The organism is Polynucleobacter sp. AM-7D1, assembly GCF_018688455.1.
Classification (GTDB): domain Bacteria; phylum Pseudomonadota; class Gammaproteobacteria; order Burkholderiales; family Burkholderiaceae; genus Polynucleobacter.
In genome coordinates, this window is sequence record NZ_CP061319.1 from 1,752,801 (window position 1) to 1,778,086 (window position 25,286).

Here is a 25,286-nt window from a genome sequence, read left to right on the forward strand (position 1 = left end):
GGTTTCCTTAAATCTCTAACGCTTTTGGCTGTTGAGCCGCATGCGGATGACTGGCGTCGCCATAGACTTTCAATTTCTTGATCATGGCATAGCCTAGTGGGCCTTTTGGCAACATACCCTTCACAGCCTTCTCCAAAGCGCGACCTGGGAAACGGTCTTGCATCTTGTCGAAGTTAGTCGAGCTAATACCACCTGGGTATCCGCTGTGACGGTAATAAATTTTGTTCAAGCCTTTTGTGCCTGTAACACGTAGCTTAGAAGAGTTGATGACAACAATAAAGTCGCCAGTATCAACGTGTGGGGTGTATTCAGGCTTGTGCTTGCCGCGTAGACGGAGTGCCACTTCACTGGCGACACGACCGAGGACTTTGTCCGTAGCGTCAATCACGAACCATTCATGCACTACCTCATGGGATTTTGCAGAAAAAGTTTTCATGATTTCTCAAATTGTTATGGTCAAAAAAATTACCCCAAGCAAATTACGTCCACCTTGGCCCTGCTTATGTTTGCAAGCTCGCAGATTCTGCAATTTAACTGGTACAACAAATTACCGCTGACCGGCTCGGTAATCTAGTAAAGCCTTGAATTGTAACCCAAAAAAAACCCAGGAACGAGTCCTGGGTTGGAATCCACCTATGTTTAAGTGGAGGAGACACTGGGAGGCGCATCGATCTCTTATATAAGACTGACAGCCAATATGGTTATTCTACACAAGAAATATGGTGCAACGCAAGAATATTGACCAAAATCAATTTTGTGATGTTTTTTAGCAAAACTAATCCCAAAACAAAGCTCCATCATTATTGGTAAACTATTGATAATATTGATTAATTTACTAATTTAGGGGCCACTAACATGGAATGTCGAGTATCTTGGTTGGGTATTGGCGGAATGGCGTTTTCAGCAGAAACCGGAAGTGGCCATCAGGTCACCATGGATGGGCCGCCAGAGGCTGGAGGTAAAAATAGTGCCCCAAGGCCTATGGAGCTTATTTTGGCTGGAACTGGGGGTTGTTCCGCCTTTGATGTAGTTTTAATCCTACAAAAGGCGCGCCAAGAGATCAGTGCCTGTGATGTCAAGCTAACTGCAGAGAGAGCTGAGACCGAGCCCAAGGTATTTACCAAAATTAACCTGCATTTCACGGTTAAAGGTAAAAATCTCGATTTAAGCAAGGTTGAGCGCGCCGTGAAGCTATCACATGAAAAGTACTGCTCAGCTACAACTATGCTCGCTAAAACAGCCGAGATCACTTATTCCATTGACGTTCTAAATGACGAATAAATAATTGGAAAGTGCAGAGTCAATCGATAAGCCGGATTCTGTCGCCTAGATTTGCATCTAGGGGCAATCATTCCTCTAGGCCGGCAGTTACCTGACGGCTCAAGCTCCCTACCCGCAGACTCAGCGGGACGCCTCATCGCCTGCTTACTTGGGATTGCTCCAGGTGGAGGTTACCGCGTTTCACCGTAACTAAATACGCTCGTCTCTGTGGCCCTATTCCTCACGTCACCGTGGATGGCCGTTAGCCATCACCCTTCCCTATGGAGTCCGGACTTTCCTCCCCCTCAATAAAGAGGCGGCGATTGCCCAATTGACTCTGCGCCTGCAGTCTAACGCAGTCGCAGAAATTTAGTCTAAAAATGAATTAGGGAAGTGCTGAACAACTTAAGCCAAAGTCCAAGCGATGGTCTCACCAGCACGCAGCGGCACAATCGTGGCATCACCCAAAGGAAGTTCTGCTGGAATGCTTTGTGCCTGTTTCACCAAAGTCATTTTCTTGGTATTACGGGGCAGTGAATAAAAGTCTGGTCCGTAAAAACTAGCGAAACCTTCAAGCTTATCCAACTTGTCAACACTCTCAAATGCCTCAGCATATAAACCTAAGGCATTGAAAGCGCTGTAACAACCAGCACAACCACAAGCAGCCTCTTTAGCACCCTTGGCATGTGGCGCACTATCGGTGCCCAAGAAAAATCTCGGACTGCCACTCGTTGCCGCCTCTAGTAAAGCAACGCGATGCTCTTCACGCTTCAGTACTGGCAAACAATAATTGTGTGGACGAATGCCGCCAGCAAAAATCGCATTGCGATTCATGAGTAAATGTTGTGGAGTAATGGTTGCGGCTAGTGTATTTTTTCCAGCAGTTTGTGCATCACGCACATAGTGTGCAGCTTGCTTAGTAGTGATATGTTCAAACACAATCTTCAGCTCAGGAAAATCTTTACGCAAAGGCTCGAGCACTTGATCAATAAATACTGCCTCACGATCAAAGATATCAATATGCGCACTAGTGACCTCACCATGCACTAACAAGGGCATACCGACAGACTGCATTGCCTCAAGCGCAGCATAACAACGCTTGATATCGCTGACCCCTGCATCACTATTGGTTGTTGCGCCAGCTGGGTAAAGTTTAAATCCAACAATGCCAGCCTCTTTTGCCTTGCGCACCTCATCAGCTGATGTGTTGTCAGTGAGATATAAAGTCATTAAGGGAGTAAAACTAGTCACACCCAATGATTGAAGACTTGCTTCAATCCGAGCGCGATAGGCGTTTGCCAAATCGACTGTCGTCACAGGTGGCTTCAAGTTCGGCATGATAATAGCGCGGGCAAATTGGCGCACAGTATCTGCCAATACATCTTTCATGACTTCACCATCACGAATATGTAAGTGCCAGTCGTCCGGCTGAATCAGTTGAATCTGTAATGGGCTAATGGTCATAATTAAGTATCAAGCAAGATGATGCGGAAATCATTTACATTCGTCAGTGTAGGGCCAGTTTCCACCAATGCATCTAATTGTGCAAAAAAATCGTAGCAATTGTGCTGAGTTAAATACTGCTCAGGAATGAGACCTTCCTTCCTTGCAGCCAAGCGAGTCTCGGGAGTAAACCACGCACCGGCATTCTTCTCACTCCCATCAATCCCATCAGTATCGGCCGCCAATGCCGCCAATTTAGGAAACTCCTGAGAGGCGGCAAACAGTGAGAGTAAATATTCGCTGCAGCGCCCACCACGACCTTTTATTCCATTGGGAATAGTGACGGTGCACTCACCACCTGAAATGAGGGCAATGGGTTTACCAGTCTTAGCTGACAAATGTTGACGCACCAAAGTCGCTTGCTCAACACCAACATCCCTAGCCTCACCAGTAACGGTATCACCCAAGATCACCGGCTCATAGCCTTGTGTACGGACGTAATCTGCTGCAGCCTCAAGACTCTTATACGCAGTAGCAATCACATGATTGTTTACTAGAGCGCCCTTTAGATCAGCTTCTTTTAAAGTCTCAGGAACTTCACCAGCAAGACCACGCTTTAAGTGGGATAAAACAGATGCTGGAATAGTATCGGCACTGAGCTCATGCTTATCCAGAATATCCAAGGCATCTTGATAGGTTGAGTAATCAGGAGCACAAGGGCCACTGGCAATATCCGCGGGTGTATCTCCTGTGACGTCAGAGATCAGCAAAGCCTCAACTCGGGCACCCCGTGCTATCGCCAGTCTTGCTAAATTACCGCCCTGAATCGCTGACAAGTGCTTACGAACAATATTCATCTCTTCGATCGGTGCACCAGAACGCAAGAGTGCCTCGGTTGTCTTACGCATATCGTCAATACTGATCCCAGCTTGGGGTAAGGTGAGCAAGCTTGAGCCACCACCAGAAATCAAGGCAATCAAAATATCACCAGCCTGTAGCTCAGCAACCAAGCGATAGATTTCTTTAGCACCATCCATACCAGCCTGATCAGGCACGGGGTGACCCGCTTCAATAATTTGAATGTGGCTCGTTGGAGAGTGGTGCCCGTATCGGGTTAATACAACACCTTCAAGAATTGCATCAGACCAATGACTCTTGGCATGAGACTCTAGAGCTGTTGCCATAGAGGCACTGGCCTTACCAGCCCCCACCACCAAACACCTTCCCTTAGGCTCTGAACCTGGGGCAAAGATCTTGCTGAGATACTCTGGCACGATTTTCTTAGGGTCAGCAACCTCTAAAGCTGCCGCAAAAGCATTTTTGAGAATAGTTTCTTGCTGGCTCATACGGATATTCTAATCAAGAGTACTTCGCTCTTGCATTTGCCACATCTCAGCATATCGGCCATTAGCAGCCAAGAGTTCAATATGGGTTCCGCGCTCCACAATTTGGCCATGATCCATGACCAAAATTTGATCGGCATGAACAATGGTCGAGAGCCTGTGTGCGACGATCAAAGTTGTACGGTTTTTAGCGAGACTAAGCAATTCTTCCTGAAAGGCTCGCTCCGTTTTGGAATCTAGCGCCGATGTTGCCTCATCAAAAATGAGCATCGCTGGTTTTTTGAGTAGGGTGCGCGCAATCGCAACACGCTGCTTCTCGCCACCTGACAGCTTTAAGCCACGCTCACCTACTTGGGTGTCATAGCCATCTGGTAGATGTTGGATAAAGCGATCTATCTGTGCAGCTCTAGCAGCCTCGTGCACTTCTTCAATGGAGGCATTGGGATTGCCATAGGCGATGTTGTAGCCAATCGTGTCGTTGAATAGAACTGTATCTTGCGGAACGATACCAATCGCCTTGCGCAAGCTCAATTGAGTGACATCAACAATATTTTGATCATCGATCAGGATCTTGCCAGATTGAACATCATAAAAACGAAATAGCAAACGTGCCAAGGTACTCTTACCCGCACCACTCTGTCCCACGACGGCAGTAATTGTTCCTGCAGAAATATTAAAACTCACGTCTTTCAGAATTTCACGCTTGGCATCGTAATGAAACGAAACATTTTCAAAGCGAATATCGGGTCCACGGCTTTGATTCGTAATTTGTAAAGGTTTCGCATTAGGCGCATCAGCAATCTCTTTCTCGGTGTTAAGGAGTGAGAACATGCGATCCATATCTGTGAGAGCCTGCTTGATCTCACGATAAATCACTCCTAAGAAATTCAATGGAATGTATAACTGAATCATCAGGGTGTTTACCAAGACTAAATCACCTAAGGTCATAGACCCGTCAATCACGCCCAAGGTAGCACGCCACAAGATCATGACTAGGCCAACTGCAATAATCGTCTGCTGACCAAAATTCAGGAGTGCTAAAGATTTCTGGGACTTCACTGCAGCTGCTTGATAACGCACTAAATTTTGATCGTAGCGACTCGCTTCAAAAGCCTCATTACCAAAATACTTGACGGTCTCAAAATTGAGGAGAGAATCAATCGCCTTCTGATTAGCCTTGGAATCCATGTCATTCATGGTGCGACGGAAATGTGTCCGCCATTCAGTCACGACAACTGTAAAGCCGATATAGAGAACTAAAGCAACCAGCGTAATGGCAGCAAACCAAATATCGTAGGCATAAGCAAAGTAACCAAGCACTAAACAAAACTCAATTAAAGTTGGCAGGATGCTATATAGGGAATAAGAAATCAGAGACTGGATGCCACGAGTACCACGCTCAATATCTCGACTCACCCCGCCAGTCTGACGAGCCAAATGAAAGCTCAGGGCCAAAGAATGCAAATGCTCAAAAACTTGTAGCGCTACTTTACGCACCGCATTTTGGGTAACGCGTGCAAAGAGAGACTCACGCAACTCAGTAAACAAAGAGGCGGAGATTCTTAAAAGGCCATAGGCCAATATCAATCCGGCCGGGACTACCAACAATGCTTGCGGAGAATCTGCCTTGATATTGAGAGCATCAATCAATTGCTTCATCAAAATCGGAATACCAAGGTTGGCAACCTTGGCCGCTACCAAACAGGTCAGCGCAATGGCAACCCTAAATTTGTATTCCAACAAATAAGGGAGTAAATCTCGAATGACTTTCCAGTCACTCCCCTGTGATAGTTTTGAATCGCCTGCTGAATGATGATGCCCTGATGAATGTCTCATCACTCTATCTTAGTCACTTCTGCACTAAGGTGCAGAGAACAATTGCAGAATGGCTGCACCATTGCTAGGAGAAAAACACTTTTTAGCAGCATCTGTAAATGGAAGCCACTGATAAGCGACATGCTCCCGAGGAGCTAATTGGACTTGAGTATCGTTCGGCACCAGTAGTGAAAACCAATGCTCAGTATTTCTAGTGACATCAGGAGCATAGCGAAGACGCCACTGCGGATAAATCTCGTACTCGATGTGATGCTGCATATCTCGTAAAGAGTCTGCTGGGAGAGATTGAACATCAATACCAGTTTCTTCAAGGACTTCGCGCGCAGCTGCGACACGAAGGTCTTCATCAGCGAAATCAACACTTCCGGTAACAGATTGCCAGAAGCCCGATTTATCGGCCCGCTCTATCAGCAAGACCTCCCCATTCGATTTGTAGATGACAACTAAAACCGAAATGGGGATTTTCAAGATACTTTAAATACTCTTTTGCTTAAGCAGCCGGAGCAGCCTGGCGCAAGCGAATGTGTAGCTCTTTCAACTGACGCTCATCTACTGGGCTAGGAGCTTGAGTCAATAAACACTGTGCACGCTGCGTTTTAGGGAAGGCAATCACATCACGGATAGATTCAGCACCAGTCATCATGGTGACAATGCGATCCAAACCAAACGCAATACCGCCATGCGGAGGCGCGCCATATTGCAAGGCATCCAATAAGAATCCAAATTTAGCCTGCGCTTCTTCAGCACCGATCTTCAATGCACGGAATACCTGGCTCTGAACTACCTCCTGGTGAATACGAACTGATCCGCCACCAATCTCGCTACCGTTGAGAACCATGTCATAGGCTTTAGCCAAGCACTTGCCAGGGTTGGATTCGAGATACTGCATGTGCTCATCTTTAGGGCTAGTAAATGGATGATGACATGCAACCCAACGGGCGTTGTCTTCATCGTATTCAAACATTGGGAAATCCACTACCCACAATGGCTTCCAACCCTCGGTAGAGAGGCCATGCTCTTTACCCCAAGCAGAATGGCCAATCTTCAGGCGCAATCCACCGATGGCGTCATTCACCACTTTTTCTTTATCAGCGCCGAAGAAAATGATGTCGCCATCTTTAGCGCCAGTGCGCTTCAAGATGCCTTCAATGGCAGCATCGTGCAAGTTCTTCACGATGGGTGATTGCAAACCATTGCGACCTTCGGCAACAGAGTTCACCTTGATCCAAGCTAAACCTTTGGCACCATAGATTGCTACAAATTGAGTGTAGTCATCAATTTCACTACGGCTAATTTCAGCACCACCAGGTACGCATAAACCAACTACACGACCACCTTCTTGATTTGCAGCGCCAGAGAACACCTTGAAATCGACATCCTTCATTAAGTCAGTCAACTCAGTAAATTCAAAATTCACACGTAAATCAGGCTTGTCAGAACCAAAGCGTGCCATACCTTCTGAATATGGCATTGTTGGGAATGGATTTGGCAACTCTACATTCATCGTGGTTTTGAAAATATGGCGAATCATATTTTCAAATAAGTCACGAATTTCTAATTCATCCAAGAAGGCAGTTTCACAGTCGATCTGAGTAAATTCAGGTTGGCGATCAGCACGCAAATCTTCATCACGGAAACACTTCGTAATTTGGTAGTAGCGATCAAAGCCAGCCACCATCAATAACTGTTTGAACAACTGGGGAGACTGTGGCAGTGCAAAGAACTGGCCATCATGAACACGTGAAGGGACTAAATAGTCGCGCGCACCTTCAGGAGTGCTCTTCGTCAACATCGGCGTTTCAATATCAATGAAACCAGCAGCATCTAAGTAGCGACGACACTCCATAGCGACGTTGTAACGCAAACGTAAATTCTTTTGCATCTGTGGGCGACGCAAATCGAGTACGCGATGGGTTAAGCGAGTGGTCTCAGATAGATTCTCATCCTCTAATTGGAATGGAGGAGTGATAGATGCATTCAAAATCACCAAGCTATGGCAGAGCACTTCAATCTTGCCACTCACTAAATCATTATTCTCAGTACCAGCTGGACGTGCACGAACCAAGCCTTTGATCTGAATACAAAACTCATTACGAACCTGCTCAGCTAAAGCGAACATTTCCGGACGATCCGGATCGCACACCACCTGCACAAAACCCTGGTGATCACGTAGGTCAATAAAAATTACGCCACCGTGGTCACGGCGTCGATTTACCCAACCAGACAGGGTAATTTCCTGACCAATGAGTGATTCAGTTACCTGACCGCAGGTATGGCTTCGCATCGACATAACAATTTCCTATAAATCAAAGATGACGGTTTGGCCCAATCGCGGGCAAACCAGTTGAACTGGTAGGAGGAACAGACCCCATTGAAACAATGTGCTTGAGCGCCGCTTCGACACTCATCTCTAATTCAATAGTGTTTGCACGAGGGACAATCATAAAAAATCCAGATGTCGGATTTGGTGTGGTTGGTAGGAATACGTTGACATAGTCCTCACCCAACTTCGCGGCTACTTCTTTAGCTGGCATACCAGTCTGAAATGCAATCGCCCAAGAATCTGCATGGGGATAGCGAATTAATAATGCTTTGCTAAAAGCTTGGCCGCTACCAGAAAATAGTGTGGAGGAGACCTGCTGAACGCTGGAATAAATTGATCGCACAATAGGAATGCGATTCATGAACTGGTGCCATATCTTTAGCCACCATTGCCCTGCAAAACTAATTGCAAGCAATCCAGTAAGCATGATGACTGCAACAACGATCAGAATGCCGACACCCGGCAACTCACGGAAATGCCTTAAATCCCCAGCAAACTGATTGGGGAAAATGGTGATGAGGGCTTGCATAACAGAGCCAAAAACACCGTCGAGCAGGCCCAAACCCCATGCAATCACCCAAATGGTGACTGACATTGGTGCCCACACCAGAATGCCTGCGATGAAGTATTTTTTCATTTGCCTATGCTTGAACTTTGCCTAACCTGACATTTTAGCGGTTTAAGCGCCGGCAGGCGACAGACTAGTAAAGACCAAGGCCGATTATCAGAATCCCAGCCAAAAAACCGCCGGCAAATAGCAAAGCCCCTGCCAAGAGGCGATGAGTACGCCTTTCCTGCAATAAAAGGCCTTTTAAGACCTCCAATTCAGCATTTGACTCTCTTCGAGGGATACGCGCCTGCGCCAAACTCTCGGCAATCAAACGCGGCAGGGTCGGCAAAATTTGCGCCCAACTTGGCGCCTCAGCCTTAATGCCATCAACTAAAGCCCGCCAACCAAGCTGCTGACTGACCCATTTTTCCAAAATTGGCTTTGCAGTCTTCCAGAGATCCAAGTCTGGGTCAAGCTGACGCGCAAGACCTTCCACGTTCAACAAGGTCTTCTGAAGCAAAGTGAGTTGCGGCTGAATTTCCACCTTAAACCGTCGGGAAGTTTGGAATAAGCGCATCAGTACGATCCCTAAAGAAATTTCTTTCAGTGGGCGATCAAAGTAAGGCTCACAAACGGAACGCACCGCTCCCTCAAGTTCTTCAACACGTGTGTTTGCCGGAACCCAACCAGACTCGATATGCAATTCAGCAACGCGACGGTAATCGCGATTAAAGAAGGCGAGGAAATTTAATGCCAAATAACTCTTATCAGACTGGCTCAGCGCGCCAACAATACCGAAATCCAAAGAAATAAATCTACCAAATGTTTCTGGCTCAAGACTGATCATGATGTTGCCAGGATGCATGTCCGCATGAAAGAAGCCATGCTCGAATACTTGGGTGAAAAATATTTCTACGCCATCGGCTGCAAGCTTTTTGAAGTCAACGCCAGCAGCACGTAAATCTGCTGTTCGTCCAATCGAGATGCCATCCATCTTCTCCATCACAATGACATTCGTATGACATAAATCCCAATACATCTCTGGAATCATCAGCTTCTTTGAATCGACAAAGTAGCGACGCAACTGACTTGCGTTTGCTGCTTCACGCATCAGATCTAATTCATCATGCAAGTGCGTATCAAACTCAGCAACATTTTCACGAGGCTTTAATCGACGCCCATCCTCGGAGAGTCTCTCAATTATTTTTGCTAAGTCATAAAGCAAAGCAAGATCGCCATCAATGATTGGCAAAATGCCAGGGCGCAAAACTTTAATTGCAACTGCGCGGCCCTCCCACTCTGGATGCTTCTCGGTTCCACGTAATAAGCCAAAGTGCACTTGGGCTACAGAGGCACTAGCCACGGGAGTTGCATCAAAACTAATAAATACTTCCTCGATGGATTGTCCAAGCGCTTGTTCAATGAGGCGGCAAGATTCTTCATTAGAAAATGGCGGGACTTGATCCTGTAATTTCGCCAACTCGTTGGCAATGTCTTCAGGCAATAAATCGCGACGCGTAGAAAGTACTTGCCCAAATTTCACGAAGATTGGACCCAATGCCTCTAGGGTCAAACGAATCCGCTCACCTCTAGGTAAAGATTGGCCTGGAGAGGTCCAACAAATGACAGTCAATATGCCACGACGAATACCAGGCTTCAGAATATCGCGCAGCAATGGCAACATGCCATAGCGCCATGCAGTAAAGAAAATAAAGGAAAGGCGGGCTAGACGACGCACAATGAATTAACCTTTTCGCTCTAAAATTTGGATGCGCTTTTCTATACGATCAACTGCATCACGCAAAGCGTTTAATTCATCTTTATGAATCATAAAATCTCGTTTATTCAAAAGTACTCTTCTTTCCTCGCTGACATACTCAATGACATTCTCAAGTAAGTCAGTCGCTGCAGCTTTCCCAGCAGAAACGAATTTCTTACCTTGGCGTACGGCAAAATTAGCAGGCGCATCCCCGATGAAGCGCGCCAGATCTTCTTCATACTCCCACCGAATTTGTCCTGCCAAGCGACCTAATAATTGCGCTAGGTCAGCATCGCCAGTGATCTTGACGGACTTCATAGCCTGCTCTCGTAAATTACCTGAACCTCCAGCTAAAACGCTCAGCACTTCAGAAGAGACTTCCAGCTCAAGAGATGGAGCATCAATATTGCTCACAGCAACCAAAGAGCCCTCAGGCGCTATCTCAAAACACAAGTTGCCGATTGGCAAACCCAGCAAAATTACTTTGCCAGCATGTCGAGCCAACTCTGCCATAGCCCATGGCTCGGCTTTAAGCACGTGATTAATGCCTTGAGAGGCAGCAGAAGCGGCAATGTGATGGGTAGCAGAAGAAGCGGTAGTCATAAGCGTAAAAAACCCGCACAAGTGCGGGCTTTCAAGGGAAAGTACCTCAAGCTTAAACTAACTGAGAAATACCCGCTAGTACCCAGCCTCCAGGACCGCTTACAGGCTTACTTAAGTTCCAGATTTCAGAAAAATTATTTGCTTGTGCGCCTGCTTGTTCACGAATCATGCCCGTGAACTGAACGCTACAGTAATAAGTATTGTCTGCCGTTTCAATTCCCAATAACTGTGCATTGAGGGTAACTACATCAGTTTGGTTAGCACTATCGGCACGACCTGATAGGTCTTGCTCAATCGTTGCAAACATTTCAGGTGTGGTGTACTCACGCAAAGCAGCTAAATCACCCTGATCCCATGCTTTTTGCAGGGTGGAGAAATATTGCTTTGCGTTATCGAGAAATGCATATTCATCAAAACCGGGTGGCAAGGTGGATTGGAATGGCGCTGGTTCACTAGCAATACCGCCAAATGCATTTGCAGCCGGTGTAAAAGCAGGCTCCTGCCTAGGTGCCTGATCCATATTGGCACGCTGCATTCCCTGGGAAGCCACTTGAGGACCTTTATTAGCACCAGATAAAGCAGGCATCATTCTTCTCATTACAAACATGATGGCAAAACCTGCTAGGGCAGCAATCAATAATCCAGTAATCAATGAAGCGGCGCCCTCACCCAAACCAAAATGAGATAAGAGGTAACCGATACCAAGTCCCGCAGCAAGTCCGCCGAGAATTCCACCCATACCGCCAAAGCGACTAGGTGCTGGTGCCTTAGGAGCCGTGGCCGCTGTAGCTGGCTGAGCTTGTTGAGCCGGTTTTTGTGCAGGAGCAGCTTGTTTTTGCATTGGTGTACTTGGTGCCTTACCAACACTTCTACCGCCACCCAAACGAGCGGCATCAGCATGACCAACGGTAGCAAAAATTAAGCTGACACTTAATAGAGTTGCCTTGAAAAAATGCTTATTCATCTTTTAATCTCCTATGAAACTACTTTAATTCTGGACTGCTAAAAACTACAAATTCACTAGTATTTAATACCAATATGGAGCGCAACGATACCCCCAGTCATCCTATGGGTATCTACCTCATCAAAACCGACCTGCAACATCATTTCCTTCAAGGTTTCAGCATCTGGGTGCATCCGAATGGATTCGGCCAAATAACGGTAGCTCTCAGAATCCTGGGCAATTTTTTCACCCAACCAAGGTAAAACCTTGAATGAGTATGTGTCATAGACTGGCTGTAAAAAAGCATCTGGCTTAGAAAATTCCAGCACCAGAACTCGACCACCTGGCTTAATGACACGCAACATCTCTGCCAAGGCAACATCTTTGTGAGTCATATTGCGCAAACCAAAGGCTACGGTCACCACATCAAAATGATTATTGGGAAAAGGGATTTTCTCTGCATCAAACTGAACACAGGGCAAAGCCAAGCCTTGATCTAGAAGACGATCGCGACCAACTCCAAGCATGGAAGCATTAATGTCGCTTAACCACACTTGCGCCTCTAGGTTATGACCCCATCCTGCCGCGCGTGCAAATGCCGCAGCCAAGTCACCTGTACCACCAGCGATATCTAAAACTTTTTGCCCAGGACGAACTTGCGCACGAGCAATGGTGACTTTCTTCCACAAGCGATGAAGACCGAATGACATTAAGTCATTCATCACATCGTATTTACCAGCTACAGAGTGAAATACCTCTGCGACCTTACCTGCTTTTTCAGCCTCATCAACGCTTTGGTATCCAAAGTGAGTCTTACTCATATTCTTTGCTCTATCTAATGAAATACTCAATGACTACCGCAAGACTTGCCACCAGCAACGCCCATTGGAGCATCTCGGTCTAATCCAGCAGCAGCTAATTTATCTAAATGCTCTTTCCAAAGCGCTTCATGGTTCTCACACAAAAATTGCAAGTAATCCCATGAATACAAACCAGAATCATGACCATCAGAAAAAGAAGGCTTCAATGCGTAATGGCCTACCGGCTCAATATTGGCGATGAGGACTTCACGTTTACCAGTTTGCAAAGTCTCCTGTCCAGGCCCGTGGCCTTGAACCTCAGCAGAGGGCGAAACTACTCTTAAGAACTCAAAAGGAAGGCGATAAGTATTGCCGTTCTCATAAGACAGCTCTAAAACTTTTGACTGCTGATGTACTACAACATTCGTTGGAATCATTAAACCAATACCCTTTCAATACCGCCTTGATTTGCCTTGATCACATAATCCTGCATCCAATCAGGACCCAATAATTTTTGCGCCATTTCAACTACGATGTAATCAGCAGTCGTACCACTATCCGCATCAAAGCGGGTAAGGCCTTGCAGGCAAGAAGGGCAGCTTGTTAGCACTTTGACATCGCCAGTGAAATCGTCTTTACGTAATTCATTGGCAGCCTTCTCCATCTCGATCTGCTTACGGAAGCGGACCTGAGTTGAAATATCGGGGCGAGTCACAGCAAGCGTTCCAGACTCACCGCAGCAGCGATCATTCTTCTGAATAGCTTTGCCATCTTCGAGCTGAATCAACTCATTCACTGTCTTGAGTGGATCCTGCAACTTCATCGGTGAGTGACATGGATCGTGATACATATATTTCACGCCAGTCACGTTTGAGAGCTTAACGCCCTTCTCGAGCAAATACTCATGAATATCCACAATGCGGCAACCCGGGAAGATCTGTTCAAACTGATAACCCGCCAATTGGTCATAGCAAGTACCACATGAAACTACAACCGTCTTGATATCTAAGTAGTTCAGGGTGTTAGCAACGCGATGAAAGAGAACGCGATTATCTGTAATCATCTTCTCCGCTTTATCGAAGTCGCCATTGCCGCGCTGTGGGTAACCACAGCAGAGATAGCCTGGCGGTAATACCGTCTGTACACCTACATTCCACAGCATTGCTTGCGTGGCCAAACCCACTTGCGAGAACAAACGTTCAGAGCCGCAACCTGGGAAATAAAACACCGCTTCAGTATCTGCAGAAGTCGTTTTTGGATCACGAATAATTGGTACGTAATTTGCGTCCTCAATATCTAAAAGCGCACGTGCTGTTTTCTTCGGCAAGTTACCAGGCATCTTCTTATTTACAAAGAAAATGACCTGCTCTTTTATATTGGGCTTGGTAACCGTTGCAGGTGGATGAGCAGTTTGCTTACGCGCCAGCTTACGGAATACATCATTGCCCAAACGCTGAAGCTTATAGCCCCAACCAATCATGGTCTTACGTGCCAACTTGATTGTGTCTGGATCAGTGGCATTCAAGAAGAGCATGGATGCCGCTGTTCCTGGATTGAAACGCTGTTGACCCATCTTACGCAATAAGTTGCGCATATTCATGGTGACATCACCAAAGTCAATTTTGACCGGGCATGGCGTTAAGCACTTATGGCATACAGTGCAATGCGCTGCAACGTCATCAAACATTTCCCAATGACGAATAGATACGCCACGGCGTGTCTGCTCTTCATACAAGAAGGCTTCGATTAACAGCGAGGTTGCCAAAATTTTGTCGCGTGGACTGTAAAGCAAATTTGCGCGCGGCACATGTGTAGAACACACCGGCTTGCACTTACCGCAGCGTAAACAATCTTTCACGCTATCTGCAATCGCACCAATATCACTTTGCTGCATGATGATGGACTCATGACCCATCAAACCAAAGCTCGGAGTGTAGGCGATGCTGAGATCCGCATGCGGCATTAACTTGCCTTTGTTGAAGCGGCCTTCAGGATCTACACGTTTTTTGTAAGCGCGAAAATCTTTGAGCTCTTCCTCAGTCAAATACTCAAGCTTCGTAATGCCAATCCCATGCTCACCCGAAATCACGCCATCTAATGAGCGGGCCAATTTCATAATCCGATCGACTGCACGATGTGCATCTTGCAACATCTCGTAGTCATCCGAGTTCACCGGAATATTGGTATGCACATTACCGTCACCAGCATGCATATGTAAGGCCACAAAAACACGCTTACGTAAGATGTTTTTGTGAATAACTTCTAATTCATTGAGGATCGGCTCAAACGCCAAGCCGCCAAAAATGATTCTCAGTTCAGCACGAACCTCAGTCTTCCATGAAGCACGCAAACTGTAATTCTGCAGATCTGGGAAGTACGTATCCATCTGTGTCAGCCAGTCTGACCAACGCGCCCGTACTTTAGCAATCATTTCTAACGCTTGCTGAACACGATCACCTAAGATTTCAGCGCTAGGGATCTCATAATCTTCGTCATTCTTACCAAGCGGCAAGGCGCTCTTTGTCAAAAATGCTTCGAGACCATCTAAAACTTGTAATTTATTTTTAAGCGAGAGTTCAATATTGATGCGCTCGATGCCCTCGGTGTACTCACCCATACGTGGCAATGGGATCACCACGTCTTCGTTGATCTTAAAAGCGTTCGTATGGCGAGCAATCGCAGCAGTACGCGCACGATCCAGCCAAAACTTCTTACGTGCTTCGGCACTAACTGCCACAAAGCCTTCGCCCACTCGGTTGTTAGCCATGCGCACAACTTCACTAGTCGCTGCAGCCACCGCCTCTTCATCATCGCCGGCAATGTCGCCAATTAGTACCATCTTAGGCAAAGCATTACGCTTGGACTTCGTGGAATATCCGACCGCTCTTAAGTAACGATCATCCAAATGCTCTAGGCCAGCAAGGATTGGTCCACCATCTTTACTCAAGCCATCGAGATAGGCTTTGATTTCTACAATGCTTGGGATCGCCTCTTGTGCTTGGCCAAAAAACTCTAAGCAAACCGTACGCATGTATTTAGGCATGCGATGCAAAATCCAAGAAGCACTGGTAATTAAACCGTCGCAACCTTCTTTTTGAACGCCAGGTAAGCCTGATAAAAACTTATCAGTCACATCTTTACCCAAGCCTTCTTTACGGAAGCGCTTACCTTCCACTTCCAAAGTTTCTGTTTTAAGAATGCGTTCGCCGGGTTCACTCAAACCATCAGACCAAGTCAGTTGAAAACGCACTTTATCTACTACGTGAATTTTTCCCAGATTGTGGTCAAGACGTTCGATATCTAGCCAATTACCCTCTGGATCGACCATGCGCCAGCTAGCTAAATTATCGAGCGCAGTTCCCCATAGAACCGCCTTCTTACCGCCAGCGTTCATGGCAATGTTGCCGCCAATACAACTCGCATCAGCTGAAGTTGGGTCGACTGCAAACACCAGCCCAGAGCGCTCTGCAGCATCTGAAACTCTACGAGTGACTACACCAGCCCCAGTAAAGATCGTAGAAACTTCATGATCTACACCCGGTAAGCGTTTGAGCTTGACGGCATCAATTTGCTCAAGCTTCTCAGTATTAATCACTGCAGACATAGCGTAGAGAGGGATGGCACCGCCGGTGTAACCCGTACCACCTCCACGAGGAATGATGGTTAAACCCAACCCAACACAGGCTTTCACCAAACCAGGGATTTCAGATTCGTAATCTGGCTTTAGCACCACCAGCGGAAATTCAACGCGCCAGTCTGTTGCATCAGTCACATGCGCTGCACGTGAGACACCATCAAAGCAAATATTGTCAGAGGCAGTAATGCGGCCCAACTCCTTACGAGCGCGCTTACGAATTTCAGTAACTTCCTTAAAGCCCTGCTCAAAACTTTCAACCGCATGATGTGCGGCTTTCAACAAAACCTGAACTTGCTCAGCAGATTCACCACTAGATCTTTTCTTCACCTCGCCAAGACGATGCCATAAAGCATCGATCAACAATTTGCGACGATTGGCGTTATCCAATAAGTCATCTTGTAGGAAAGGATTGCGTTGCACTACCCAGATATCACCCAGAACTTCGAATAGCATGCGGGCCGAGCGGCCAGTGCGACGCACTCCACGCAAATCATTCAGAACGCGCCAAGACTCCTCACCCAACAAGCGAATAACGATTTCACGATCGGAAAAGGAGGTGTAGTTGTAGGGGATTTCGCGGAGGCGGGGTGAGCCCGCTTCGGCATCCAACAACTGGTTCAAAGCTAATGGAGCATTCATAGCGTCATATTTGATAAATATGCATTTTAATTGAGGGATCCTGATATTGGCAGGAAACCAAGAAAGATGTTGGTCTAAGGCGATAAACCCTTGCAAATCTAAGGGCTTAGAGCCCATTCATGGTACGCTCATCGCATGGCAACGAACTATTTAAAGAAAATTTTATCGGCCCGAGTCTACGATGTGGCCAGGGAAACAGAGCTCCAAGTAGCCCCCGAACTCACGAAGCGCTTAGGTAACCAAGTTTTACTCAAAAGAGAGGATAACCAGCCGGTTTTCTCATTCAAACTGCGTGGCGCCTATAACAAAATGGCCCATTTACCCCCAGAAGCCCTAAAACGGGGGGTTATTGCAGCTTCAGCCGGCAATCATGCTCAAGGCGTGGCCTTGGCGGCAGCCAAAATGAAGTGCAAGGCGGTCATCGTGATGCCCCTCACCACTCCCAGCGTCAAAATTGATGCAGTTAAGGCGCGCGGCGGGTCTTGGGTTGAAGTCATCTTGCATGGTGAGTCCTATAGCGATGCCTTCCAATACTCTGAATTATTGGAAAAAAAACGGGGCTTAACTTTTGTCCATCCTTTTGATGACCCTGATGTCATTGCTGGACAAGGAACGATTGCCCAAGAAATTTTTCAGCAGTATCAAGATCCTATCGATGCCATTTTTGTCGCTATCGGTGGTGGTGGCCTGATTGCGGGCATCGGTGAATACGTCAAGGCAGTCAGCCCTAAAACAAAAGTGATCGGCGTTCAGTCGGTTGACTCAGATGCAATGAGAAGATCGCTCGAAGCCAATAAGCGCATCGAGATGAAAGATGTCGGCCTCTTTTCCGATGGCACCGCAGTCAAACTCGTTGGTAAAGAAACTTTCCGCATCTGCAAACGCGTAGTTGATGACATCATCACCGTTGATACAGATGAAATCTGCGCTGCCATCAATGATGTTTTCACAGATACCCGCAGCATTCTGGAGCCGGCTGGCGCTTTAGCCATTGCCGGTATGAAGAAGTATGTCGAGAAGCATCGCCTGAAAAAGAAAACATTGGTAGCAATTGCTTGCGGTGCGAATATGAATTTCAGTCGCCTGCGCTTTGTTGCCGAACGCGCTGATGTTGGCGAATTCCGCGAAGCCGTTTTTGCAGTCACCATTCCAGAGGAGCGTGGCTCATTCAAGCGCTTCTGCGAGTTACTTGGTAAGCGTAATGTCACTGAATTCAACTACCGTATTGCCGACCAAAGCGAAGCGCATATTTTTGTTGGTATTGGCACTCAAAAGGCTACTGATAGCACCGCTATTGCGAAGCATTTTCGCAAAGCAAAATTTGCAACCATCGATCTGACGCATGATGAGTTAGCAAAGTCTCACCTGCGCCATATGGTGGGTGGACGCTCATCTCTTGCTCAAGATGAATTGCTCTATCGCTTTGAATTTCCGGAGCGTCCAGGCGCTTTGATGAAGTTCCTGACCAGCATGGCACCCAACTGGAATATCAGTCTTTTCCATTACCGCAATCACGGTGCAGACTATGGTCGCATCTTGGTTGGCCTTCAGGTTCCCAAAAATGAGCAGAAGAAATTTCAAAACTTCTTGGCTTCGCTTGGTTACCCACACTGGAATGAAACTGATAATCCCGCTTATCGCCTGTTCCTTAAATGAGATGTAATCCGTAAATGTCATACACACTCACCGGAAAACTTGTCGTTGCGATTTCATCGCGCGCCTTATTTGATTTCGAAGAAGAAAATCGTATCTTCGAATCCACAGATGACAGCGCCTATATGAAACTCCAATTAGAGCGTTTATCTAAAGCCGCTCAAACAGGCGTTGCCTTTCCATTGGTAAAGAAGTTACTCGCTTTCAACGAAGAGGGTGAGCAGCGTGTTGAGGTAGTGATTCTTTCTCGCAATGATCCAGTGAGCGGCTTACGCGTATTCCGCTCGGCCGAACATCATGGCCTTCATTTGGAGCGTGGTGTATTTACCAGGGGGCGCCCACCTTATCACTACCTTCGCTCGCTACATGCCAACTTATTTCTATCAGCTAACGAAGACGATGTGCGTGCCACGATTGACGCAGGTTTTCCTGCTGCACGTGTTTATCCAGAATCTAGTAAGACTGCAGAGTCTCATCCCAATGAAATCCGCATCGCTTTTGACGGAGATGCTGTTTTGTTTTCTGATGAAGCGGAGCAAGTATTTCAGAGTGAGGGCCTGGTTGCCTTTGTAGATCACGAAAGTAAAAAAGCTGCGATCCCTCTGCCACCGGGCCCATTTAAACCTTTGCTAGAAGCGCTGCATCGCTTGCAACGCACCACTAGTGAGAAGGGCATGCGCATTCGCACCGCTTTAGTCACCGCTCGCTCAGCGCCTGCACATGAGCGTGCTATTCGTACGCTCATGGCTTGGGGTATTGATGTTGATGAAGCCATGTTCCTCGGTGGACTTTCCAAAAGTGAATTCCTGCGCGAATTTGAGCCAGACTTCTTCTTTGATGATCAAACAGGTCACTGCCAATCTGCTGCATCAGTAGCCCCTACTGGTCATGTCGTATCTGGCGTATCCAATAAACCTAAAAGCTAATGTCCACACTTTCTCTTGGTCAAGCAACGCAATATCCCGATCAATACGATCCGAGTTTGCTCTTTCCTATTCCGCGTTCAGAGAATCGCCTTAAGCTTGATATCAAGCCCAATCAAGCCTTACCTTTTGTTGGTGTTGATATTTGGAATGCCTTTGAGCTTGGCTGGCTCAATAAAAAAGGGAAACCCCAGATTGCTCTAGCGGAATTTCAGATACCAGCTGACTCTCCGAACATGATTGAGTCCAAATCATTCAAGCTCTACTTAAATAGCCTGAATAACGCTTGCTTTGAAGATGAAGCGGAAATTCGCGAAAGATTAATTACGGATTTATCGGCAGTAGCTGGCAGCAAGATTGCCACTCGCATCAATCCCACTGAAGCAGTTGCTAAAAAAGGAATGCAAGAGATGAGTGGCGTTCTCATGGACCGTCTGGATATTGAAATTGATCCGAGCCTATCTGCAGATCCTGGCTTGCTTGAAGTAAATGAATCCTTTGGCCCAATTGAGCAATGCTTGGTTTCGCATTTACTCAAATCCAATTGTCCGGTGACAGGTCAACCCGATTGGGCGAGCGTACAAATTCGCTATCAGGGTCGTCCCATTTTGGAAGAAGGTTTATTGCGCTATCTAATTGGATTCAGACAAAAGGGTGAGTTTCATGAGCACTGCGTTGAAACCATCTTCACTGACATCAAGCGCCAGTGCAAACCGGAGAAACTTTCCGTCTACGCTCGCTACACACGGCGTGGCGGTTTAGATATCAACCCATTCCGCACCGATCATAATGCGCCCTGGCCAGACAATACGCGCCACGCGAGACAGTAAAAAGTAAGTAAATAAAAAGCCCTTCGAAAAGGGCTTTTTACATTAGGCAAAACTCATTCACGAAAAGCTTAAAACGGAATATCGTCATCCATTGCGCCTAGGGATGCAGCATTTGAGGATGCTGGTGCAGACTGCTCAGCCGGCTTTGAGCGGCTATAACTTTCACCACCATCACCACTACCACCCACTGGCTTACCACCCAGCATTTGCATTGTTTCTGCAACGATCTCGGTGGAATATTTTTCTTGGCCACTGGCATCAGTCCATTTACGCGTACGTAAACGACCTTCTACATAAACTTGTGAACCTTTTTTGAGGTATTGACCAGCGATCTCTGCAAGCTTGCCAAAGAATGCAACGCGGTGCCATTCTGTGGTTTCTTTCATTTCGCCAGACTGCTTATCTTTGTAACGATCTGATGTCGCTACTGAAATATTGGTTACTGCGTCGCCGCTTGGCATATAACGTGTTTCTGGGTCGCGCCCTACGTTACCTACGATGATGACCTTATTTACCGAAGCCATGTTGTCTCCCGAAGAAAAATACTACTGTTATTACTACTGAAAAATAAACTACTCGCTTTAATTAAACCAATGAAGCTACGGTTATGCCTTTGCCGCTACATCCTTTGAAACGACTACTTTCGCAGGCAATTCACGCATCGACCAAGCAATTATAAGCCAGCATAAAAGCAATACTGCACCCATAACAAAGACCGATAAATCACCGTGGCTATCCATCAAATATCCTCCAATGACAGCACCTGTAAAGAGGCCTATCGACTGAGTAGTGTTGTAAACACCCAATGCTGTGCCCTTAGATTCTTTGGCAAAACGAGAGACTAATGATGGCTGTAATGCTTCAAGTAAGTTAAAGCCTACAAAATAAATCAATAAAGCAATAGCAATGCCAATAATGGAGTGCGTGCTTGTAAATACAAATTCAGCAATCAGGAGCAACACAATCGCGACTAATAAGATGGTTCTTAGTTGCTGCTTCTTTTCACCAAAAATTAGAATCGGCGCCATTAGGAAAAAGGAGAGCAAAACAACAGGGAGATAAACCTGCCAATGTGATGGTAAGGGCAAGCCTGCTTGCACCAATAAACGCGGCACCACTAAGAACATCGCTACTTGAGTTGCATGCAAAACAAACACGCCGGCATTAAGACGCATTAACTCAGGACGCAAAAAGACTTCCTTCAGGCTTGCTTGTTGCACCCTTGGCTCGGGCTTAGAACTTGGCAGAATGTAATAAGCAACAAACATCGCACCAATACCTAATACCGCTAAGACTACAAAAATTCCGCTCAAACTAATTAATCGATAGATTGGTGCAGCAATCACTAGCGACAAAGCAAAAGACAGGGCAATGCTGCCCCCCACCAAGGCCATAGCCCGAGTGCGTACCTGCTCACGCGTTAAATCGGCAACCCAAGCGGAGATCGCAGCTGAGACCGCACCAGCGCCCATTACCCCGCGGCCAATAGCAATCCAAAGAAGATCGTCTTGAGCAGCGCAAATTAAGGCACCTGCGACGAATAAAGACAATCCCCACAAAACGACAGGTTTTCGGCCAATTCGGTCAGAAAGCCGGCCTAAAGGGATATAGAAGCAGGCCTGGACAATATTGAATATTCCCAGGGTTAATCCAACCCATAGAGCATGCTCGCCGCCCGGCAAACCGTGCGCATGAATGCTGAAAACCGGCAAAAGCAGAAATAGGCCCAGCATACGGAGGCCAAAGATGCCTGCTAAGGCCAGAGTGGAGCGAAGTTCAGAAGGATTCATGGGAAAGGGCTATATTAACAAGTTACGCTAAAAAATCATGAATAACGAAATTAAGATCCGCGGTGCACGCACGCACAACCTCAAAAACATCAATCTAGATATCCCTAGAGAGAAACTGGTCGTTTTGACTGGCCTGTCTGGCTCAGGCAAAAGCTCATTGGCTTTTGACACCCTATATGCCGAAGGCCAACGTCGCTATGTAGAGTCCTTATCGGCTTACGCACGCCAGTTTTTGCAGTTAATGGAAAAGCCTGATGTCGATACGATAGAAGGCCTCTCCCCGGCAATCTCAATTGAGCAAAAAGCCACTAGCCATAATCCGCGCTCAACCGTAGGTACGGTGACAGAAATTCATGATTACTTGCGCTTACTCTTTGCCCGCGCTGGTACCCCGCATTGCCCAGACCACGATCTGCCATTGGAGGCGCAAAGCGTCTCTCAAATGGTGGATACGGTTTTAGCAATGCCTGAAGATACCAAGCTCATGATTCTGGCTCCGGTAGTTAGTGAGCGTAAAGGCGAATTCGTTGACTTATTCCAAGATCTCCAAGCCCAAGGCTTTGTTCGCTTTCGTGTGCGCTCTGGTGGCGGCACAACCAATACTGCCAAAGCAGAGATCTTTGAAGTGGATCAATTGCCGACACTGAAGAAGAACGACAAGCACTCCATTGAAGTAGTGGTAGATCGCATCAAAGTGCGTCCAGATATTCAGCAACGTGTGGCGGAATCCTTCGAGACAGCTCTACGTCTTGCTGATGGCAAAGCCATGATTGTCAATATGGACACCGGCAAGGAAATGATTTTCTCCAGCAAGTTTGCTTGCCCCATCTGCTCGTATTCATTACAAGAGCTAGAGCCACGGCTCTTCTCATTTAATAACCCAATGGGTGCGTGCCCATCTTGCGATGGCCTAGGTCATCAGTCTTTTTTTGATCCTAAACGCATTGTTGCGCACCCTGATTTATCACTTGCATCTGGTGCTATCAAAGGCTGGGATCGTCGCAATCAGTTTTACTTCAAGCTCTTACAGACACTTGCAAAGCATGGCGGCTTTGATGTCGAAAAACCCTTTGAAACTTTAAATAAGAAACAGCAAGATCTCATTTTGCTGGGCTCGGGTGATGTCACTATTCCATTTGAGTACATCAATGAGCGTGGCAAAAACAGTATTCGCAAGCATGCCTTCGAGGGCATTGTTGCTAACTTTGAGCGTCGCTATCGTGAGACTGACTCAGCAACAGTTCGGGAAGAATTATCACGCTACCAAAATGTACAAACCTGTCCATCATGCAACGGTAGTCGTTTACGCAAAGAGGCTCGCTTTGTCAAAGTAGGTGACGGCAAGCAGTCTCGCGCCATTTATGAAATCAGCGCCCTACCTTTAAAAGAAGCGAAAGAATATTTTGAATCTCTAGAACTCAAAGGCGCTAAACGAGAAATCGCCGACAAGATTGTTAAAGAGATTGGCTCACGTCTGCGCTTCCTCAATGATGTGGGTTTAGATTATCTTTCCCTAGAACGCAGCGCAGATACGCTCTCTGGTGGCGAAGCGCAGCGTATTCGCCTGGCATCACAGATTGGCTCCGGCCTAACTGGTGTCATGTATGTGCTAGATGAGCCTTCGATTGGTCTACATCAGCGTGACAACGATAGACTCATCGGAACACTCAAGCATTTGCGTGATTTAGGTAACAGCGTACTAGTAGTTGAGCATGATGAGGACATGATTCGTGCCTCTGACTATGTGATTGACATTGGTCCTGGCGCAGGTGTACATGGTGGTGAAGTTGTAGCTGAAGGCACTCCTGCAGAAGTAGAGGCCAATCCGAAGTCATTAACTGGCGCCTATTTATCTGGTCGTGAGTGGATTGCAGTTCCAGAAAAACGCATTCCAGTAAATGACAAGTTCTTAGAAATCATTGGCGCGCGTGGCAACAACTTGCAATCCGTTCATGCCAAGATTCCAGTCGGTCTATTAACCTGTGTCACTGGTGTATCTGGCTCTGGCAAGTCGACGCTGATTAACGACACACTGCACCACGCAGTTGCACAGCATATTTACGGATCAAATGCTGAGCCTGCAGCACATGATGCGATTAAGGGCTTAGAAAACTTTGACAAAGTCATCAGTGTCGACCAATCTCCAATTGGTAGGACGCCACGCTCTAACCCCGCTACTTACACCGGATTATTTACGCCGATCAGAGAACTGTTTTGTGGCGTCCCTGCTGCGCGTGAACGTGGCTATGAAGCGGGCCGCTTTTCATTTAACGTCAAGGGCGGTCGTTGCGATGCCTGTGAAGGTGATGGCGTTATTAAAGTCGAAATGCACTTCTTGCCAGACGTCTATGTACCTTGTGATGTCTGTCATGGCAAACGCTATAACCGCGAAACTTTAGATATTCGCTACAAAGGTAAGAATATTCATGAAGTGCTGTCGATGACCATCGAGCAAGCCCATGAATTCTTCGAAGCAGTGCCTATTGTTAAACGCAAACTCAAAACCTTGCTCGATGTAGGTTTAGGTTATGTGAAGCTAGGTCAAAGTGCCACAACCTTATCTGGTGGTGAGGCACAACGTGTCAAACTCTCCTTAGAACTTTCTAAGCGCGATACTGGAAGAACACTCTATATCTTGGATGAGCCAACTACGGGCTTACATTTCCATGACATTCAATTGTTGCTGACTGTTCTTCAAACTTTGAAAAAGCAAGGCAATACGATCGTCATCATTGAGCACAACTTAGACGTCATCAAGACTGCTGACTGGATTATTGACTTAGGCCCTAAAGGTGGCGCTGGTGGTGGACAAATTATTGCGACCGGTACACCTGAAGAAGTTGCGAAGAACGAGGCTAGCTTTACCGGTCACTACTTGGCACCGCTACTAGTGCGCAAACCAGCCCCTGCAAAAAAGAAGAAGTAATTCAGAAATCGGAAGTGACTGAATACAC

The 25,286-nt window shown here is 46.7% G+C and carries 20 protein-coding genes and 1 other RNA gene; 5 read left to right on the top strand and 16 right to left on the bottom strand.

Going from position 1 to position 25,286, the window contains the following annotated elements; translation table 11 throughout:
* Positions 1 to 7: 7 nt before the first annotated feature.
* On the bottom strand, positions 8 to 436 hold the full coding sequence (gene rplM, locus GQ359_RS09135; RefSeq protein ID WP_015422034.1) for a 50S ribosomal protein L13: 429 nt from the start codon (positions 434 to 436) through the stop codon (positions 8 to 10).
* Positions 437 to 855: 419 nt separating this feature from the next.
* On the opposite strand from rplM, the gene GQ359_RS09140 reads away from it, so the two are divergent.
* Positions 856 to 1,281, top strand: a complete 426-nt coding sequence (locus GQ359_RS09140; RefSeq protein ID WP_215386861.1) for an OsmC family protein — start codon at positions 856 to 858, stop codon at positions 1,279 to 1,281.
* An 11-nt stretch (positions 1,282 to 1,292) separates the two neighbouring features.
* Here GQ359_RS09140 and rnpB read toward each other — a convergent pair.
* From rnpB to GQ359_RS09205, 13 genes are all read right to left on the bottom strand, one after another.
* Positions 1,293 to 1,599, bottom strand: an RNA gene (gene rnpB / locus GQ359_RS09145) — RNase P RNA component class A.
* A gap of 66 nt (positions 1,600 to 1,665) precedes the next feature.
* Positions 1,666 to 2,724 carry a dihydroorotase gene (gene pyrC / locus GQ359_RS09150; protein WP_215386862.1) on the bottom strand — a complete coding sequence of 353 codons (1,059 nt, stop codon included), beginning with the start codon at positions 2,722 to 2,724 and terminating at the stop codon, positions 1,666 to 1,668.
* A gap of 2 nt (positions 2,725 to 2,726) precedes the next feature.
* Positions 2,727 to 4,049: a glycerate kinase gene (locus GQ359_RS09155; RefSeq protein ID WP_215386863.1), complete on the bottom strand. Its 1,323-nt coding sequence runs from the start codon at positions 4,047 to 4,049 to the stop codon at positions 2,727 to 2,729.
* Positions 4,050 to 4,058: 9 nt separating this feature from the next.
* Complete coding sequence (locus tag GQ359_RS09160) at positions 4,059 to 5,882, bottom strand: ABC transporter ATP-binding protein/permease (RefSeq protein ID WP_215386864.1); 1,824 nt, start codon at positions 5,880 to 5,882, stop codon at positions 4,059 to 4,061.
* A 24-nt stretch (positions 5,883 to 5,906) separates the two neighbouring features.
* Positions 5,907 to 6,350, bottom strand: a complete 444-nt coding sequence (gene nudB, locus GQ359_RS09165) for a dihydroneopterin triphosphate diphosphatase (RefSeq protein WP_215386865.1) — start codon at positions 6,348 to 6,350, stop codon at positions 5,907 to 5,909.
* Positions 6,351 to 6,372: 22 nt separating this feature from the next.
* Positions 6,373 to 8,172 (bottom strand): aspartate--tRNA ligase, encoded by a 1,800-nt coding sequence (gene aspS, locus GQ359_RS09170; protein ID WP_215302103.1) that lies wholly within the window; start codon positions 8,170 to 8,172, stop codon positions 6,373 to 6,375.
* 16 nt (positions 8,173 to 8,188) lie between these two features.
* Positions 8,189 to 8,842 (bottom strand): DUF502 domain-containing protein, encoded by a 654-nt coding sequence (locus GQ359_RS09175; RefSeq protein WP_215386866.1) that lies wholly within the window; start codon positions 8,840 to 8,842, stop codon positions 8,189 to 8,191.
* A 64-nt stretch (positions 8,843 to 8,906) separates the two neighbouring features.
* Positions 8,907 to 10,493, bottom strand: coding sequence for a ubiquinone biosynthesis regulatory protein kinase UbiB (gene ubiB / locus GQ359_RS09180; RefSeq protein WP_215386867.1), 1,587 nt, complete (start codon positions 10,491 to 10,493; stop codon positions 8,907 to 8,909).
* Positions 10,494 to 10,499: 6 nt separating this feature from the next.
* Positions 10,500 to 11,117 (bottom strand): SCP2 domain-containing protein, encoded by a 618-nt coding sequence (locus GQ359_RS09185; RefSeq protein WP_215386868.1) that lies wholly within the window; start codon positions 11,115 to 11,117, stop codon positions 10,500 to 10,502.
* A gap of 52 nt (positions 11,118 to 11,169) precedes the next feature.
* Positions 11,170 to 12,081 carry a Tim44 domain-containing protein gene (locus GQ359_RS09190; RefSeq protein ID WP_215386869.1) on the bottom strand — a complete coding sequence of 304 codons (912 nt, stop codon included), beginning with the start codon at positions 12,079 to 12,081 and terminating at the stop codon, positions 11,170 to 11,172.
* 56 nt (positions 12,082 to 12,137) lie between these two features.
* Complete coding sequence (gene ubiE / locus GQ359_RS09195; RefSeq protein WP_215386870.1) at positions 12,138 to 12,881, bottom strand: bifunctional demethylmenaquinone methyltransferase/2-methoxy-6-polyprenyl-1,4-benzoquinol methylase UbiE; 744 nt, start codon at positions 12,879 to 12,881, stop codon at positions 12,138 to 12,140.
* 26 nt (positions 12,882 to 12,907) lie between these two features.
* Positions 12,908 to 13,297, bottom strand: a complete 390-nt coding sequence (locus GQ359_RS09200) for a gamma-butyrobetaine hydroxylase-like domain-containing protein (protein ID WP_215386871.1) — start codon at positions 13,295 to 13,297, stop codon at positions 12,908 to 12,910.
* Positions 13,297 to 17,136: an FAD/FMN-binding oxidoreductase gene (locus GQ359_RS09205; protein WP_215386872.1), complete on the bottom strand. Its 3,840-nt coding sequence runs from the start codon at positions 17,134 to 17,136 to the stop codon at positions 13,297 to 13,299. Before GQ359_RS09205 ends, GQ359_RS09200 begins: the two co-directional genes overlap by 1 nt.
* A 135-nt stretch (positions 17,137 to 17,271) precedes the next feature.
* Here GQ359_RS09205 and ilvA point away from each other — a divergent pair, with 135 nt between their 5' ends.
* Genes ilvA through queF form a run of 3 tightly spaced genes read left to right on the top strand, consistent with a single transcriptional unit; the run spans position 17,272 to position 20,542 of the window.
* Complete coding sequence (gene ilvA, locus GQ359_RS09210; RefSeq protein ID WP_215386873.1) at positions 17,272 to 18,792, top strand: threonine ammonia-lyase, biosynthetic; 1,521 nt, start codon at positions 17,272 to 17,274, stop codon at positions 18,790 to 18,792.
* Positions 18,793 to 18,806: 14 nt separating this feature from the next.
* Entirely contained in the window at positions 18,807 to 19,715 is a 909-nt protein-coding gene (locus GQ359_RS09215) for a 5'-nucleotidase (protein WP_015422050.1), read from the top strand.
* Entirely contained in the window at positions 19,715 to 20,542 is an 828-nt protein-coding gene (queF, locus tag GQ359_RS09220; protein ID WP_215386874.1) for an NADPH-dependent 7-cyano-7-deazaguanine reductase QueF, read from the top strand. Before GQ359_RS09215 ends, queF begins: the two co-directional genes overlap by 1 nt.
* Positions 20,543 to 20,610: 68 nt before the next feature.
* Here the strand turns inward: queF and ssb are convergent, their stop codons facing one another.
* Both ssb and GQ359_RS09230 read right to left on the bottom strand, forming a co-directional pair.
* Entirely contained in the window at positions 20,611 to 21,066 is a 456-nt protein-coding gene (ssb, locus tag GQ359_RS09225; protein WP_215333974.1) for a single-stranded DNA-binding protein, read from the bottom strand.
* A gap of 81 nt (positions 21,067 to 21,147) precedes the next feature.
* Positions 21,148 to 22,332, bottom strand: a complete 1,185-nt coding sequence (locus GQ359_RS09230) for an MFS transporter (protein ID WP_215386875.1) — start codon at positions 22,330 to 22,332, stop codon at positions 21,148 to 21,150.
* Between the two features lie 37 nt (positions 22,333 to 22,369).
* Here GQ359_RS09230 and uvrA point away from each other — a divergent pair, with 37 nt between their 5' ends.
* A complete protein-coding gene (gene uvrA / locus GQ359_RS09235) occupies positions 22,370 to 25,258 on the top strand; it encodes an excinuclease ABC subunit UvrA (protein ID WP_215386876.1) in 2,889 nt (962 codons plus the stop codon).
* The last annotated feature ends 28 nt before the right edge of the window (positions 25,259 to 25,286 follow it).

Excerpts from the sequence above, each read along its gene's own strand:
- GQ359_RS09205 (WP_215386872.1), bottom strand. The coding sequence starts at position 17,136 with ATGAATGCTCCATTAGCTTTGAACCAGTTGTTGGATGCCGAAGCGGGC.
- aspS (WP_215302103.1), bottom strand. The coding sequence starts at position 8,172 with ATGTCGATGCGAAGCCATACCTGCGGTCAGGTAACTGAATCACTCATT.
- ilvA (WP_215386873.1), top strand. The coding sequence starts at position 17,272 with ATGGCAACGAACTATTTAAAGAAAATTTTATCGGCCCGAGTCTACGAT.
- GQ359_RS09190 (WP_215386869.1), bottom strand. The coding sequence starts at position 12,081 with ATGAATAAGCATTTTTTCAAGGCAACTCTATTAAGTGTCAGCTTAATT.
- rplM (WP_015422034.1), bottom strand. The coding sequence starts at position 436 with ATGAAAACTTTTTCTGCAAAATCCCATGAGGTAGTGCATGAATGGTTC.
- uvrA (WP_215386876.1), top strand. The coding sequence starts at position 22,370 with ATGAATAACGAAATTAAGATCCGCGGTGCACGCACGCACAACCTCAAA.
- GQ359_RS09215 (WP_015422050.1), top strand. The coding sequence starts at position 18,807 with ATGTCATACACACTCACCGGAAAACTTGTCGTTGCGATTTCATCGCGC.
- pyrC (WP_215386862.1), bottom strand. The coding sequence starts at position 2,724 with ATGACCATTAGCCCATTACAGATTCAACTGATTCAGCCGGACGACTGG.
- GQ359_RS09160 (WP_215386864.1), bottom strand. The coding sequence starts at position 5,882 with ATGAGACATTCATCAGGGCATCATCATTCAGCAGGCGATTCAAAACTA.
- ssb (WP_215333974.1), bottom strand. The coding sequence starts at position 21,066 with ATGGCTTCGGTAAATAAGGTCATCATCGTAGGTAACGTAGGGCGCGAC.
- queF (WP_215386874.1), top strand. The coding sequence starts at position 19,715 with ATGTCCACACTTTCTCTTGGTCAAGCAACGCAATATCCCGATCAATAC.
- GQ359_RS09175 (WP_215386866.1), bottom strand. The coding sequence starts at position 8,842 with ATGAAAAAATACTTCATCGCAGGCATTCTGGTGTGGGCACCAATGTCA.
- GQ359_RS09185 (WP_215386868.1), bottom strand. The coding sequence starts at position 11,117 with ATGACTACCGCTTCTTCTGCTACCCATCACATTGCCGCTTCTGCTGCC.
- GQ359_RS09155 (WP_215386863.1), bottom strand. The coding sequence starts at position 4,049 with ATGAGCCAGCAAGAAACTATTCTCAAAAATGCTTTTGCGGCAGCTTTA.
- GQ359_RS09200 (WP_215386871.1), bottom strand. The coding sequence starts at position 13,297 with ATGATTCCAACGAATGTTGTAGTACATCAGCAGTCAAAAGTTTTAGAG.
- GQ359_RS09230 (WP_215386875.1), bottom strand. The coding sequence starts at position 22,332 with ATGAATCCTTCTGAACTTCGCTCCACTCTGGCCTTAGCAGGCATCTTT.
- ubiE (WP_215386870.1), bottom strand. The coding sequence starts at position 12,881 with ATGAGTAAGACTCACTTTGGATACCAAAGCGTTGATGAGGCTGAAAAA.
- GQ359_RS09140 (WP_215386861.1), top strand. The coding sequence starts at position 856 with ATGGAATGTCGAGTATCTTGGTTGGGTATTGGCGGAATGGCGTTTTCA.